This window comes from Photobacterium lipolyticum (genome assembly GCF_003026475.1).
GTDB classification, from domain to species: Bacteria; Pseudomonadota; Gammaproteobacteria; order Enterobacterales; family Vibrionaceae; genus Photobacterium; species Photobacterium lipolyticum.
This window is the reverse complement of the sequence record NZ_PYMC01000002.1, coordinates 375,656-390,482: the sequence shown is the minus strand read 5'-3', so window position 1 is coordinate 390,482 and position 14,827 is coordinate 375,656. Positions and strand designations below refer to the sequence as shown.

At 49.5% G+C, this 14,827-nt stretch carries 11 protein-coding genes and 1 tRNA gene; 6 read left to right on the top strand and 6 right to left on the bottom strand.

Features of this window, described 5'->3' with window-relative positions; genetic code table 11:
* The first annotated feature begins 72 nt into the window (after positions 1 to 72).
* The 5 genes from C9I89_RS04555 (at position 73) to C9I89_RS04535 (ending at position 5,083) form a co-directional block, all read left to right on the top strand.
* Positions 73 to 163, top strand: a tRNA-Ser gene (locus tag C9I89_RS04555).
* 481 nt (positions 164 to 644) lie between these two features.
* Positions 645 to 1,721 carry a tetratricopeptide repeat protein gene (locus tag C9I89_RS04550; RefSeq protein WP_170107613.1) on the top strand — a complete coding sequence of 359 codons (1,077 nt, stop codon included), beginning with the start codon at positions 645 to 647 and terminating at the stop codon, positions 1,719 to 1,721.
* On the top strand, positions 1,718 to 3,412 hold the full coding sequence (locus C9I89_RS04545) for a lipoprotein N-acyltransferase Lnb domain-containing protein (protein WP_107282160.1): 1,695 nt from the start codon (positions 1,718 to 1,720) through the stop codon (positions 3,410 to 3,412). Before C9I89_RS04550 ends, C9I89_RS04545 begins: the two co-directional genes overlap by 4 nt.
* Before the next feature lie 15 nt (positions 3,413 to 3,427).
* Positions 3,428 to 4,540, top strand: coding sequence for a hypothetical protein (locus C9I89_RS04540; protein WP_107282159.1), 1,113 nt, complete (start codon positions 3,428 to 3,430; stop codon positions 4,538 to 4,540).
* Between the two features lie 285 nt (positions 4,541 to 4,825).
* Complete coding sequence (locus tag C9I89_RS04535) at positions 4,826 to 5,083, top strand: HP1242/YdcH family protein (protein WP_107282158.1); 258 nt, start codon at positions 4,826 to 4,828, stop codon at positions 5,081 to 5,083.
* A gap of 169 nt (positions 5,084 to 5,252) precedes the next feature.
* On the opposite strand, the gene C9I89_RS04530 is transcribed toward C9I89_RS04535, so the two are convergent.
* The 5 genes from C9I89_RS04530 to xdhA form a co-directional block, all read right to left on the bottom strand.
* Positions 5,253 to 6,566, bottom strand: coding sequence for a sensor domain-containing diguanylate cyclase (locus C9I89_RS04530; protein ID WP_170107612.1), 1,314 nt, complete (start codon positions 6,564 to 6,566; stop codon positions 5,253 to 5,255).
* A 276-nt stretch (positions 6,567 to 6,842) separates the two neighbouring features.
* Positions 6,843 to 8,144 carry a nucleobase:cation symporter-2 family protein gene (locus C9I89_RS04525; protein ID WP_107282156.1) on the bottom strand — a complete coding sequence of 434 codons (1,302 nt, stop codon included), beginning with the start codon at positions 8,142 to 8,144 and terminating at the stop codon, positions 6,843 to 6,845.
* The gene (gene xdhC, locus C9I89_RS04520) at positions 8,141 to 8,950 is read right to left on the bottom strand and encodes a xanthine dehydrogenase accessory protein XdhC (RefSeq protein ID WP_107282155.1); all 810 of its coding nucleotides are present in this window, start codon (positions 8,948 to 8,950) and stop codon (positions 8,141 to 8,143) included. Before xdhC ends, C9I89_RS04525 begins: the two co-directional genes overlap by 4 nt.
* A 17-nt stretch (positions 8,951 to 8,967) precedes the next feature.
* Complete coding sequence (gene xdhB, locus C9I89_RS04515) at positions 8,968 to 11,382, bottom strand: xanthine dehydrogenase molybdopterin binding subunit (protein WP_107282154.1); 2,415 nt, start codon at positions 11,380 to 11,382, stop codon at positions 8,968 to 8,970.
* Positions 11,375 to 12,817 carry a xanthine dehydrogenase small subunit gene (gene xdhA / locus C9I89_RS04510; protein WP_107282318.1) on the bottom strand — a complete coding sequence of 481 codons (1,443 nt, stop codon included), beginning with the start codon at positions 12,815 to 12,817 and terminating at the stop codon, positions 11,375 to 11,377. Before xdhA ends, xdhB begins: the two co-directional genes overlap by 8 nt.
* Positions 12,818 to 13,022: 205 nt before the next feature.
* Between xdhA and C9I89_RS04505 the strand changes: the two genes are divergently transcribed.
* The gene (locus tag C9I89_RS04505) at positions 13,023 to 13,907 is read left to right on the top strand and encodes a LysR family transcriptional regulator (protein WP_107282153.1); all 885 of its coding nucleotides are present in this window, start codon (positions 13,023 to 13,025) and stop codon (positions 13,905 to 13,907) included.
* Positions 13,908 to 13,914: 7 nt separating this feature from the next.
* On the opposite strand, the gene C9I89_RS04500 is transcribed toward C9I89_RS04505, so the two are convergent.
* A complete protein-coding gene (locus C9I89_RS04500; protein WP_107282152.1) occupies positions 13,915 to 14,802 on the bottom strand; it encodes a LysR family transcriptional regulator in 888 nt (295 codons plus the stop codon).
* Between the last annotated feature and the right edge of the window lie 25 nt (positions 14,803 to 14,827).

Here is a 14,827-nt window from a genome sequence, read left to right as displayed (position 1 = left end):
TGTTTAAATTATGAACGGTTGGGTTTTCAGGGCTTTACAGCCACCTCATTGCTATGTATTATTTGCGCCATTGGAGAGATGGCTGAGTGGTTGAAAGCACCGGTCTTGAAAACCGGCATACGTTTATAGCGTATCTAGGGTTCAAATCCCTATCTCTCCGCCATATTCAAAAAAGCTAGCTTAATTGCTGGCTTTTTTACATCTGTCGCTTGTGAGAACCAAGGGTTCAAATCCACCATACTCAAAGCACTCCGCCCATTTACGTTATTGATACTTGATGAAGTAACAATAAATCACTTCCCGTTGCTTTCATAAGCTTTGCGTAAATTTCTACCTCCCCAACACCATATAGGCATGTCCCCTGAGATTGTATTGTCTAATAATCCGTCATTAATATATGTATTTATAGTGTCGAACATTATTTAGCGTTGCTCTTGTATTTATTTGCGCCACTGGTTTGATATTACTGATTAATGCTTTAGTAAGGAATAATGATGCTAGTCAATTAATGCTTCTAGATATCCCCGTATTATTCCGTGCTTTGGATGGAACCATTAATTCTAGGAGCAATAATAAAAATGCAGAAACTTCCATATTATAAAAATATCTCCCGTTATTTATGTTTAATATTAAGTTCGCTGCTTATGAGTGGTACTGCTTATGCTGGTTATTCTGCTGTTCGCGTAAAGTGTGACGAGAATGATATAGAAACAAAGATATTTATAAATAACAAATACAAAGGAAAATGCCCAAAAGTCGACACCATAGTTCCCGCAGGGAAAATAACACTGCGAGCACAGAAACAAGTTGATGATGAGCATGAACAAGTTTTTGTAAGACAGCTAGATATTGTAGAAGGTGAGCCTCAGCGGATTAATGTTGAGCTGGGGCCGACACAATTGACGGCCAGCGCTAAAAGAGCGCATCAGCAGGCCGCTGAAAAGCGTGAAAAATTGGCTGTTAACGCAGAGCTAATGGCTGCGCGGGCTGGCGATGTCGTCGCAATGGAGAAAATGGCTCAGCGCTACCTAAACGGAGAAGGTGTAGCCAAGAGTAAAGCCAAAGCGAACTACTGGCAGCAGAAGCGCGAATCTGTGATGGCACAAGCTGATTTAGCTTCAGCCAAAGCGGGCGACATCGCTGCAATGACCGCGATGGTTCAGCGTTATCAAAAGGGTAAAGGCGTCGCTAAGAGTGCAAAGCAGGCCCAACTTTGGATCGACAACATTGAAGCCGCCCGCGCGCAAGCCGATCTGGCTTCGGCAAAAGCCGGCAATACCAAAGCCATGAAGGCGGTAAGCCAGCGCTACCAGACCGGGAAGGGGCTGAAGCAAAGTACAGACCAGGCCCAATACTGGCTACAGAAAGCGGATGAGACTGCAAACTTAAAATTGGCTGAAGCAAAGCGAAGAGAAGTACAGAAAGAAATCGATGACATCTCCTACATTGATTCTACGGGGATAGGGAGTTGGGCACTGGATACAGTAGATGGGCAGAATGTTACTGAAGTGTTCCTCACCGGATTACCAGCATTAACTATTATGACGGCTTTCGATGTTATCTCTACACCGATCAATTTAAGTCGACAGGCTTATTTATCTCAGCAATTGGCGGCTCGCCCATCAACGTGGGCCAAGCCTGATTCGATGATGGCCAAAGCTTACCAACAGCAGCAGATACGTATCGAAAAATCGGAAGAACCACTACTGGCTGCGCGATGATAAGGTATCTGCTCCTCATTTCGCTGCTGCTGGCAGGGTGTGCCCAGCAACCGACTCAGGAAGTAACAAAACCGATCTCGATTCAAGATTGGCAACAACTGGAGGCGCGGCTACAGCCAGCGCCTCCAGAGCTGCGCAAGGCTATTGAGCGGGAGGCGAAAGATCGCTTGGTTCTCCCCGGCAATCTAACCGATCTAACTCCTCAGGGCGACCAGCCTATGTCAAGCGGGGCGTTACTGCATGAGTTGCTCAAATCGACTGAGAACCCTCTGTTATTAACGGATCAGGCGTTTTATCAGGCACGGATCACCGTTAGTGGCAATCAAGTGTCATCCGCCCCTTCTTATGCCCGAATACTATCGGACTATTTGATGGCACCGGATTTTGCCTGCGAACAGCCTATCTATGCCCGGTATTTTCAGGAGCGTTACCACGGCAGGCCATCTGGCTCACAGTGTAATGATAAGGTCCCTTTTGTTGTCATCGACCGCTATAAAGGGGGAGAAACGCTTTGGCTGTCGCCTAAGCGAGTCAGTGCGATTCACTTGCTCTTTGCTGGCGAGGGGCACAGCATGAGCTCTCGTTTTGGCCATATTGCGCTGCGCCTGGTGGTTTGCCCCGAAGGACAGTCTGATCAGGAGAGTTGCGACAGCAACCTGTTCGAACACCTTGTGCTTGGCTATATGGCCCATATCGATGAGTTCGAGCTCAATACCTTCAAGGCGCTGAGCGGGCGCTATAACGCCTACCTGTTTGCTTTTCCCTTTATCGATATATATCGGGACTATGCGATAAGCGAATTTCGTGAAGTCTACTCCTTGCCATTAGTGCTCAACCAACAGCAAAGAGAGCAAATGGTCAAAGAGCTGGCTGAGATCCACTGGCGCTTTTCCGGGGACTATCGTTTCTTTAGTCAAAACTGTGCATCCTTTCTACAGCAGACATTGCACACGCTACTCCCTGAGATGGCTGATGATGAGCAATTGGCTGAAGACTTTGTCCGCCCGGACCATTTGTTCTCCGCAGCCAGACAATCCCGACATGCAGAAGGTGACAAGCTAAGCGTGTTGGAGACGGCTGAGCAGCAAGGCTACTATTTTTCGAGCACTATGCCTTTTTACAGTCAAGCTGTCTCGCTTATCCACGCATCAATGAGTCACCCGGAGTTTACGGACTTAACCAGCTATCTTCAGCTTAGCCCCATCAAACGCCTGGATAATATTTATCAGGATGCCCGTTATCTCGAGCGACTGAAAGCCGAACAGCATCTGTTTAACGCTCAGTTGCTGCTTGAAGAACTGGCTTATGTCCGCAGTGAGCGCAGGATGATGGCAGAAGGTACCCGATATTTTCAACATCTCGACGATCAGGCCAAGGTGGAAAATATCCATGCCCAGTTGAGCTCTGAGCAATCTCGGCTATTTGACGCATGTTTGTTAAGACCTGTAAAGCAAATTACCGAACCGGTCATGCGTATGTCGGGCATTCCCAGCCAGGCTGAAATACCTGCGCTGCAATCGGCTCCGACATGTGAAAGCCAGCAGGCACGGGAAGAGCTGGCGCACATATTATCGATTGTGAATATGGATGACCAAGATAAAGCGCAATGGAAGCGAGTCATCAGTGCATCACACTTAATGAAGCTCAATATAGATAATATTGCCGCACTTAATCAGTCCCATCATGAATAAATTAATAATATTAAAATGAAACTAAAACGAACATTACGTACTTTATTAATAAGCATCTTATCGATAATAGCCTTTGCGGCGCCATCATTAGGCAATGAACAGCTTAGCCAACAAGAAATGCTGGATATGCTTGATCAGCTCGATCAACTGGATCGCATGGACTTTCTCGATGCCCTGGATCGAGCCAATGATTGTATATCATCCCGAAATTACCGTTGTGCTGAAAGGCACCTTGCCGAGGCAGCCAAGTATGCCAACGGTAAGACCGACAAAGCGGAGATATTGATCGCCAAGCGGGATCTTGGCAATGAAAGAGATCTTGAGGCTAAAGAAATCGCCATGGCTAAACAGCGTAAGCGTGAAGCCGAACGGCGAGAAAGAGAACGACGACGTGAGGAAGAGCGGCTAAGACGGCTGGCGTGGGAAGAAGAGGATGCCGCCGATGATACCCTTATCATGAGTACTTTCATGCAGGGCTTAAACCAAGGATTAGCTGATATGGCTGAAAGGAATGCGCAGCGTAATCTTGAGATCAATACAGCAATACGCCAAGCCAACACGTTAAGGGAACAGCAAGAGCGAGACTATATCGAGGCACAGCGTAAGGCCCAGGAGAAGGAGGCTGAGTGGCAGAGAAAGCAGCAACAGCAACTCGCCCAGCAGCGGGATCAGGCCGAGCAGCAGAGAAGAGCCGAAGCGGATCGCAGGCGTCAATTGGAACTGGCACGCCAGCGTGAGGCTGAAAAGCTGGCCAGACAGAGAGAAAAAGAGCGCCAGAAGCAAGAAAAGGATCGTCAGCGTCAAGCCGAAAAACTGGCCAAAGAGCAGGCCGAGCGTGCATACCTTAGCAAGCTGCTTTCCGGGACTCGTCTGGGTGCCATGAAGTGTTATGGTGAGATCCATGTCGGCGGTCAACTACCTAAAATTAAGCCAAAGGCGGTTGAGTGTGTTGATGTGCATTATCGGGTGAGTTGTCCAACAACGGCGCGCTCTACTACTGGAGTTCTAGATTACTTCACCAGTTTTGATATGGGCTGTTTTGGCGATACCGATAAACTCTCTTCTGACTTGGGTTGTAAAGCCGAAGAGTTGCGGGTGACAGCGCAAAAGGTGACGAAGTGTAATTAAGCCACTCGTGGTTTTTAAAAACAAATAGTTGTGAAAACAAACCGGGTCAATTACTTAAGTTAGTAATTGACCCGTTTTTTCTGGTTTTGACTGATCATTTGTTACTTTTTCAGAATTGCTTACACTCAAACCGTCATTAGACTATTAACTATAATTTGATAATGCCCTCAAAAGTGTTTGAAAGCTTCGCTTACTGCACACTTGGTTGCTTTGCGTTTTAAGCCACATTTCTTTCAACAAATTACTTCTATACTAATGGGTAATCCGACTGAAGAGGGAATGCCGATGCTAAATGAAAACCATGCCTTTATCTTAGATTTTCCTGATCTTAAATTAGACATTGTTCAGCTCAACCACGATGATCCAACATTCAAAGCCGATCTTCAGCAGTATCATGAACTGGATTACAATATCCGTCAGCTGGAGATATCGGGTAGCCCGATTGATGATGACAATATGCATGATCTAAAGCTTCAGCGCGTGGCGTTAAAAGACATGTTATTTAAGCAACTAACCAAGCATCATGAGCAGGCAAGCAATTAACCCACTTGAACATACAAAGTGTTTGTATCGTCAAGGTTTGGTCTTGAGATACTTCATAATGCGAAATAGAAGGGTTATTGGTCGCAATCCTAACTCTGCCGGGATAGTTGCTACACTCGGGGGGGATAGATATGATGTTCACGGATTCTTAAAGCCATGTCCTATCACTTCACCCCTCTGCCAGCTCGACACGATTCTTGCCATTGTGCTTGGCTGCATAGAGGGCTCTGTCGGCCCTTGACAGCAGCGGCTCAGCGCTTTTTTCCCCGTCCCGGAGATCCGCGATTCCCATACAGACTGTTATCCCGATCTCGCCGCTGCTGGTGGCTACCGCGATGCTGGCTATCTCTTGGCGCAGGCGCTCGGTGAGAATTCTGGCCTGCTCGGCAATCGTATTAGGTAGCACCAGGATGAATTCTTCGCCGCCCCAGCGGCCAACAAAATCCGTTTGTCTCAGGTGGTGGCGGCAGGTGACGGCAAACTGCCTCAGTACTTCGTCGCCGACACAGTGGCCGAAGCGGTCGTTGACGGCCTTGAAGTCGTCAAGGTCGATAAGGACGCAACACAGGGGGAGGGCTTGCAACCTGTGGCTGACGAGCTGGGCCTCAAGGATTTCGGACGTGGCACGTCGGTTGAGCAGTTCGGTCAGCCCGTCATAGTTGGCCCGGTATTCCAGCTGTTTGCGCAGTTGGTGCTGCCGGGAGATATCCATGGCGGTAACCTGGATAGCCTGCCCGCCGTTCCAGGTTATGGGGCGCGACAGCAGATTCAGCCAGCCGGTCTTACCGTCGATACGCTGGCATTCAATCTCGCTGATGAGGTTGTTTTTACGGCCGCTGACTAGGCTGTGGTAGTTTTTCCGAGCCTGCTGATGAAAGTCGGCAGAAAATAATGGCAGAATGGATTCGGTCGCCAGCAGCGCCTGCGGGCTGTCAAAGCCGAACATGCCGGCGAAAGCCTGGTTGCAGAACAGCGGCCTGAAGTCGCGATGGACCAGTATTCCCTGTATCGAACCATCTACCAGCTCGCGGTAGCGCCGCTCGCTGTCATGGAGCTGCTGGAGCGTATCGAACTGGGCACTCAGATCCATGACGGTGATCTGCATTGCCGGCTCACCCTGCCAGTCGATCACATGGTCGACGGTGAGGACGATAAATTCAGTGCCGTCATTGCCGATATTGCGGTAGGTATGGATCCCCGGGTTATCACGGCCGGCCATGATGGCCTCGTAGTCCCGGACCGCCGTTTCGTGCTCATGTGGGGCGATCAGCTCCAGTAGGCTGTCAACGGCAAGTATTGCTGCACCGCTGTCGAAACCGAAGGTGCGGGCATAGTTGTCATCGGCATATAGGGGCTTGAAGTTCCGGTGGACGACCACACCGTAGTGGGAGTCAATCTGGAATCGCTTGTCTAATACAGGGAGAGGCTGGTTCATGTTATCAGTACTTCTGAGCGCTATTGGTTGCCGTTGTTTTGTTGTCATCTTTCCACTCATCCGAGCTGGGTTCAAGCTGCTTGTGCGGGTAATTTGCCGTCCTGACTGTTGTAGGAGAGAGCCTTATATGGGCTACTGCCCATAAATATTGACACTGTCGAGTAGGGCGTTATCCATTAACGAATTGGTTTATTTTTGTTTTTTCATGCTGATTATATTCTGAAACCTGCTGCTAAATGTTGTAATCGTCTATTTTTGCTAACATGCATAATTTTGGTAATGCAATGGGACTGCGCGGTGAATACCGGTCACTCAGGCATAAGGTTAGTCTGCGTCTTCACCTGAAGGCGGTTTTGGTAAGACCAGATTAAGAAGCACTGTCGTGATCGTGCCTGTCGCGATACCAGAATGAAAGAAGGTCGCCATTTCATCCGGCAGGTGCTGGACTAAACGAGGCTCGAATGTGACGGCTAAACCGGCTGCCAGCCCCACACAAACCACTAACGCGTTGCGTTTGGTGTCACTGGCTTTAACCAGCATCCGGATCCCGGTATAGGCAATCATCCCGAACATCACCAGACCTACCCCGCCAATCACAGGTTTAGGGATCGTGACGGTAAGGGCAGCAAATTTTGGCAGCAGACTCGCCATGATCAGCAGGCCTCCGGTGGTAGCAACAACATAACGGCTGGCGACTCCCGTAAGCCCGACAATTCCGACATTCTGGCTGAAAGAGGCCAGTGGCATCGCTGTCAGAATGGCGGCTAGGGTACTCCCCAACCCGTCAGCTAATACCCCCCGCTTTAAATCATGACCGGAGACGTTGATATGGCAATTATTGCCCAGAGCGATGAAATCCCCAGTGGCCTCGGCGATCACCACCAAATACACCAGACTCATACTGACAATGGCTCCCAGGGAGAGGCTAAAACCATATTTGAAAGGTTCAGGGCGAGCAAACCAATGGGCTTCAGAGATTTGCTGCCAGTCGACCATCTCCAAAGCCAGCGCGATGAGATAGCCGCCGGCAAGGCCGATAACAATCGCCGCCGCGGCCAGCGTGTTTCGGCCATAAGCTGAAACTGCAACGACGATCGCAAGCGAGATCAGAGCCAGAAACAGTTTTGGCAAGGAGGCAAACTCTGGACTGGCAACTGGGGCATCGCCGATCCAATCCATGGCTACCGGTAAAATGGTCAAGCCGATCAGAGTGACTGCCACACCGCTGACAACGGTGGGGAAGAGTGCGCGCACCTTATGCATATAAAAGCTTGCCGCGATGACCACCAGCGAGCCGACTAAAGCCGCGCCCATTATGCTGCTGACTCCCCCTTCTTTGCCGATAACAATCGCAATGCCCAAAAATGCGAAACTGGATCCCATTACCACAGGTAAGCGGATTCCGATCGGCCCGAGGCCAAGACACTGGATGATTGTCGCGATACCGGAGGCCAACAGAGAGGCATTGATCAGAGTGACAACGTCACTGTTTGGCAGGCCGATGGATGTGCCGACAATCAGCGGCATGGCAACGATACCTCCAATAGAAGCCAGCATGTGCTGGAGGGCTAACAACAGGGTTAAGCCAAGTGGCGGACGGGTATTGAGGGGATAGAGCAGCTTCATACTGACTGCGGGTGATTGTTGGTTTGTTGATGCTCCTGCTCCTGATAATGAATAATCAGCTGTGCGGCGACAGAAACGGCGATCTCTGCCGGATGTTTTCCTTTCACCGCCCGGATGCCGATAGGGCAGGTCATTCGTTCGATGTCCGTCTGGCTGTAACCGCGTTGGAGTAGCCTGTAGCTAAACTGCTTACATTTTGTTGTTGAACCGATCAGGCCGAAATAGGCGATATCATTGCGTTTGAGGATGGCGCGGGCAAGCTCGAAATCAAGCTGGTGGCTGTGCGTCATCACCAGATAATAACTGCGAGGCGGTATCTGATTAACCTCGGCAACCGGGTTATCGCTGATGACTTTTGTTGTGGCTGACGGAAGCGGATCAGGGAAGGCGCTGCCGCGCTCGTCGATCCACGTCACCTTGAACGGGAGGGTCGAGACAATATGGATCAGAGCGTTGGCAACATGTCCGGCACCGAATAGCGCGAGGTGGTTTGCCTGCCGGCAGAGCGGTTCGAAGCTGAGAGAGGCAACACCGCCGCAGCATTGGCCAAGTCGGGCGCTCAGGTTGAAGCGTTCTATTTTCAACTGGTGTTCTCCTGCCAGCAGCATCTCCCTCGAGATTTGTGTGGCCTGATATTCGAGGTGGCCTCCTCCGATGGTGGCAATCACGGAGTCACGGGTCACCACCATTTTGGTACCGGCGTCACGAGGCACCGATCCCTTTTCTTCCAATACGGTAACCAGCACGCAGGCTTCGCCTTGCTCTTTCAGACGGGCAAGTTCGTGGATCCAGTCATCGCCGAACATACGCAGATCCTTCCGGGTCAGTTTGGTGTGCGCTTAATTTTAGTTTTGATTCTGGCACTTTGTTTAGTCGTTGAATCATCCGGTTGCTGTACGCTTTTAATTGCCCACAGTACCCGTTCCGGAGTGGCAGGGGTATCAAGTGATGGCATCCTGCCGTTCTCCGAAGTATAGGTAATGGCATTTTTCAGCGCGCTCAGTACCGAGATTGCCAGCATGAACGGAGGCTCGCCAACGGCTTTCGAGTGAAAAATAGTCTGTTCCGGGTTTGCATTGTGCTCTAGCAGCTGGGTACGGAAATCAATCGGAACATCAGCAATGGTCGGGATTTTATAGCTGGTCGGACTGCTGGTGGCTAAGCGGCCATGCTTGTCCCAGACCAGCTCTTCTGTGGTCAGCCATCCCACCCCCTGGATAAAGCCGCCTTCGATCTGACCTTTGTCTATCGCCGGGTTTAATGACGACCCCACATCATGACAAATATCGGTCCGGAGAATTTTGTATTCACCGGTCAGGATATCGACAATAACTTCGGAACAGGCGGCACCGAACACGTAGTAATAGAAGGGGCGACCACGTGCTTGCTTTTCGTCATAGTGAACCTTTGGTGTGCGGTAGTAACCGGTACTCGATAGCGATACTTGATTGAAGTAAGCCAGCTGAACCAGCTTTGCAAACGGCAATTTATTATTACCGATGTGAACGAAACCTTGGGTGAAAACCACTTGATCTTCGCTGATCTTAAAGTGTGAGCTGGCAAACGTGATCAGCCTATGTTTGATAGTTTTAGCGGCATTTTGTGCCGCCTTGCCGTTCAGATCGGCTCCGGATGAGGCGGCGGTGGCCGATGTGTTCGGCACCTTATCAGTGGTGGTAGCGGTGATTTGGATCTGATTGATATCGACCTGAAATTCCTCCGCCACAATCTGGGCTATTTTGGTGTTCAGGCCTTGCCCCATTTCTGTACCGCCGTGGTTGAGATGGATGCTGCCATCGGTGTAGATATGGATGAGGGCCCCCGCTTGGTTAAGAAACGACGCGGTAAATGAAATACCGAACTTCACCGGGGTGAGCGCCAGCCCTTTTTTGAGGATCGGGCTGTGTTGATTAAATGCATTGATAGCCAGACGGCGGGCATGGTAGTCACTGCTGGTTTCAAGCTGCTCGGTAATGTTATGCAGCAGGTTATGCTCTACCGTCTGGTAGTAGTGGGTGATATTGCGCCCTTCGCCGCCATAGTAATTGGTCTTGCGTACCTCCAGCGGATCTTTTTTGAGGTAGCAGGCGATCTCATCCATGATGTGCTCGATGGTCACCATTGCTTGCGGTCCGCCAAAGCCGCGGCAGGCGGTATTGGAGGCGATATTGGTTTTGCAGCAATACGCGGTAATGCTGACATTGCTCAGATAATACGCATTGTCGCAGTGGAACATGGCGCGATCGATAATGGCGGCAGACAGATCCGGCGAGTAGCCGCAGTTACTGGCCAGCGTGATTTCAATGCCCTGAATGGCGCCGTTGTCATCAAAGCCGACACGGTAGCGGTTATAGAACGGATGCCGCTTGCCTGTCATCAACATATCTTCATCCCGGTACAGGCGGATCTTAGCCGGACGTCCGGTCAGGTTGGCGACCACCGCAGCCATGCAGGCCGGGCCAGCCGCTTGTGTTTCTTTGCCGCCGAATCCACCGCCGATCCGGCGGGTATCGACAGTCACATTGCGCATTGGTGTTCCCAGTACCTTGGCGACCAGCCTTTGGACATCGGTCGGGTTCTGGGTCGAGGCATAGACGACCATCCCGCCGTCTTCGGTAGGTATGGCACTGCTGGCCTGCGTTTCCAGATAGAAGTGCTCCTGCCCGCCGATATGGATCTCACCGCTCAAGACATGGGCGGCAGTGCTGAGGGCGGTGTGTGGATCCCCGCGTTTTTGCCAGTGGCGATCATTGACAAAATGCTTTTTCGTCAATGCCTCTTTCATATCAAGAATGGCAGGCAGCGGTTCGTATTCGATAATAGCCGCCTGTGCCGCCTGATAGGCCGTGTCGGGATCACTGGCGGCAACGACAAGTATTGGCTGGCCGACGTATTCCACCTTGCCATCTGCCAGCAGAGGATCGCCGGGGAAAATCGTTCCGATATCGATCTCGCCGGGAATGTCCTTGCTGGTGATAACAAGCGCCACCCCGTCATAGTCATAACAAGGGCTGATATCTAACCTGGTAATGTTGGCGTGTGCCTGGGGGCTTAACCGGGCATACAGGTGGAGCTGGTTCGGAAACTCAAGGCGGTCATCGACATATACGGCTTCGCCCGTGACATGTTTGCCAGCACTGTCGTGCTGTACGCTGTGACCAACGCCAGTTCTTAAGTCTTGGTTAACATCCGCGATAATGTCAGCGTGCTCTAGTGCAGTTTTTTTTGGTTTAGACATAAGAGGTCACCCTGGTTTCGATTTGGCTGTTTTGCTGCTCGATAAAAAAGCGGTAGAGCATGTTGGCAACCGTTTGGTTGCGGTACGCTTTGCTGGCACGGAAATCTGACAGGGGTTCAAAATCAGACGCCAGTGCTGCCATCGCCGTGTTTATCGTGGCAATGTTCCACTTTTTTCCAATCAATTCCTGTTCACAGTGAACGGCCCGTTTGGGTATTTCCGCCATGCCGCCAAAGGCGATCCGCGCAAACGTGACGGTATCGTCTTCGAGTTCGATATTGAATCCGCCACAGACGGCAGAAATATCATCTCCGAGCCGTTTCGATACCTTATAGGCGCGGAACATTTTGCTGGCCTCCGGTTTGGGAATGATGATTTTTTTGATAAATTCGGATGGCCGCAGGGCGGTTTCCTTATAGCCGAGATAATAATCTTCGACAGGAATGGTGCGAGATTCTCCACTTCGGCTCAGGGTGATGCCTGCATCCAGTGCGATCAGCAGCGGCGGGGTGTCCCCGATGGGAGAGGCATTGCCGATGTTGCCCCCCAGCGTTGCTTGATTGCGGACCTGCTTTGAACCAAAGCGACGGAGGATCTCGCCAAAGTCCGGGTAGTGCTTGTTGAGTACGCCGAAGCAATCGCTGAGCGACACGTTCGCCCCGATGACAAGGTGGTGATTGGTCTCATTCACTACCTTCATATCCATTACCCGACTGACATCAATCAGCGACTCGATCTCACGGTGGCGCTGGGTGACGTCAACGGCCAGATCGGTGCCGCCTGCGACGATGTGTGCATGCGGATAAGCCTGCAGCAATTCTGCCAGCTCATTTATCGTTGCGGGTGAAAAGCTGGAAAGATTGTTGAACTGCAGGGTTGCCGGCTCGTTGCTGATGCTGTTGAGCTTATCAATGGTGGATTGCACCTGTTCGGCAAACTGATCCTGATAGGGCGCTTTTTTACATAACGACAATGCCGCGTCGATGATCGGGCGGTAGCCGGTACATCGGCACAAGTTGCCTGACAGGAATTCGAGAACATCCTGTTTATCGGCCTGAGGACGGTTTTTGCTAAGCGCAAACATCGACATAATAATCCCGGGGGTACAATAGCCGCATTGCGAACCATGAAAGTCAACCAGCGCCTGCTGAACCGGGTGGAGAGAGCCGTCTTTGCTTTGCAGATCTTCAACCGTGATGAGTTGCTTGCCGTGAAGGGCCGATACAAAGGTAAGACAGGCGTTCACAGAACGATACTGCAGTTGTCCGTTGTTCAGTTCACCAAGTATCACAGTGCATGTACCGCAATCACCTGAACCACAACCTTCTTTGGTGCCGGTTTTCTTCGCTTTGGTGCGCAGGTAATTGAGTACCGTCATGTTCGGTGAGAGCTGTGCTTCTTCTCGGACTTCCTGGTTGAGTAAGAACTTAATCAAGAGACCTCCTTGGCTTGCCGCAGAGAGGGGGCGAGGTATTTGGTCTTTACCAATTATGGCAGCGCTATCGTCTTCTGCCATTTCGGTGGGTTGTCATTATTAATGTCCTTCTTCAAGGAAAGCAGATCCTGCGTATATTTCGAATATCAAAAGACTAAATTATCATTTATTCTTGTTTTGATGATTTTTTGTTATGTGGTGATTTATGATAAATCAAAAATGGCTGACAACATTTATGATGCTGGTGAAGACAGGACACTTCACGCATGCGGCAGAAAAGATGCACATGACCCAACCCGGGGTGAGCCAGCATATTAAAAAATTGGAAGAGCAGCTAAAAACAACGTTAATCAATCGCTACGGCAAACAATTTGAATTGAGTTTGGCGGGTGAAAAATTATATCAATACGGCCAACAAATGCTGGCATTAGAAGAGCAATTACACCAAGCGATCGAACAAGATGATCCCCTGCAAGGTGAATGTCGTTTTTCGTGCTCGGGTGCTTTAGCGATGCATTTATATCCCCACTTTCTTGCTTATCAATGCAAACATAGCGGGTTAAATGTATCTGTAGAGGCAGCGCCAAACCAGAACATTATCGATGATATTTTAGATAACAAGATAGATATCGGCATCGTAACACAACAGGAAGATTCAGATGAATTAGTGCAATATCAGGTTGGCCATGAAACGTTGCAGTTAGTGCTTCCTATCCAATATAAAAATGAAGCAATAGACTTTGCCTTCCTCAATACGCTCGGTTTTATTAACCATCCTGATGGTTTTCATTACGTAGAAAAAGTATTAAAAGCCAATAATTTCAATTCATACAGAGGCAGTGAAAGCCTCAGCATTAAAAGCTATATCAATCAGTTAAGCCAAATATTGCTTCCCGTATCGCAAGGGTTGGGTTTTACTGTCTTACCAGCCCGAGCCATTGCTCAATTTGAACCACAGCAATCACTGTATGTTGCCCCGCTGACTCACAATGTGACAGAAAAACTCTACTTAACAAAAAAACGATACCGCCAACTTCCTGCACGATATGAGTGGTTCGAGCAAACAATTTGCCGGTTGCTTGAGTTGTAGGTGCGATCTAGCCGATGGCTTCGGCCTTAATGATATCTGCCAGGGCAAGAATAGTATTATCGTAACACTGCCCCTCAATACCAAAGACCAGATAGAATACTGTCTTACGTGTGGGCTCAATAGAAACAGGCAGAGCTTTCAGTTCTCCAGAATCAAGCAAGTGTTGTATGTGGTACCTTGGTAGCCATCCGTAACCAATTCCATGGCACACTGCTTCAATAACCGCATCTACAGTCGTAAATGACCAGTTAGACATTGAAGAGATTTTTTTCATTCCCTGTTGCTGACTTACCTTGTCCGTCAGTGTAATTAGCGGGTATTTCATCAATTGAGGAGCCGATATCGGTCCGATCATACTGTGCAGAGGGTGCCTTGCTGCTGCGACAGCAATAAAATCTATCTCAATGAGTGGACTTCCTGATACTGCACTATCCGAATTCAGGGTAGTAATATACAAATCTGCTTGTTGAGCGCTTAATTCACTTTCCCTTTCCGTGCGCAATATCTCACTCAAATGTATTTGAGTCTGGGGATGACTCTCTTGAAACTTTTTCAATGAACACAGCAAAATAGACTTAGGAAATACACTGTCCACAACCAAGTTAAGCGATGGACGAACCCCGGACCTCAACCCTGCGGCACTGAGTTCCAGCTGTTTAAAAGCCGTGAGTAAAGGCCTAGCCTGAGCCAGCATCATTCTTCCTGCATCGGTTAATTCAGCCTTTCGGCCTACAATATGCAGTAATTGTAAATTTAGTCTTTCTTGTAATGTGTTCAATGAATAACTTACTGATGATTGACTTTTATTTAATATTTTTGCTGCTTGAACATATCCGCCTGTCTCAACAACAGTTTGCAGTACAATCCATTGCTCTAGGGTTGTTTTTGTTAGCATTTGGCATCCTCTATTTTATTAAATA

What these genes read in the sequence shown, in the direction of transcription:
- C9I89_RS04545 (WP_107282160.1), top strand. Translation starts at nt 1,718, where the DNA reads ATGATAAGGTATCTGCTCCTCATTTCGCTGCTGCTGGCAGGGTGTGCC.
- C9I89_RS04525 (WP_107282156.1), bottom strand. Translation starts at nt 8,144, where the DNA reads ATGAAGCTGCTCTATCCCCTCAATACCCGTCCGCCACTTGGCTTAACC.
- C9I89_RS04530 (WP_170107612.1), bottom strand. Translation starts at nt 6,566, where the DNA reads ATGACAACAAAACAACGGCAACCAATAGCGCTCAGAAGTACTGATAAC.
- C9I89_RS04540 (WP_107282159.1), top strand. Translation starts at nt 3,428, where the DNA reads ATGAAACTAAAACGAACATTACGTACTTTATTAATAAGCATCTTATCG.
- C9I89_RS04500 (WP_107282152.1), bottom strand. Translation starts at nt 14,802, where the DNA reads ATGCTAACAAAAACAACCCTAGAGCAATGGATTGTACTGCAAACTGTT.
- C9I89_RS04535 (WP_107282158.1), top strand. Translation starts at nt 4,826, where the DNA reads ATGCTAAATGAAAACCATGCCTTTATCTTAGATTTTCCTGATCTTAAA.
- C9I89_RS04505 (WP_107282153.1), top strand. Translation starts at nt 13,023, where the DNA reads ATGATAAATCAAAAATGGCTGACAACATTTATGATGCTGGTGAAGACA.
- xdhB (WP_107282154.1), bottom strand. Translation starts at nt 11,382, where the DNA reads ATGTCTAAACCAAAAAAAACTGCACTAGAGCACGCTGACATTATCGCG.
- xdhC (WP_107282155.1), bottom strand. Translation starts at nt 8,950, where the DNA reads ATGTTCGGCGATGACTGGATCCACGAACTTGCCCGTCTGAAAGAGCAA.
- C9I89_RS04550 (WP_170107613.1), top strand. Translation starts at nt 645, where the DNA reads ATGAGTGGTACTGCTTATGCTGGTTATTCTGCTGTTCGCGTAAAGTGT.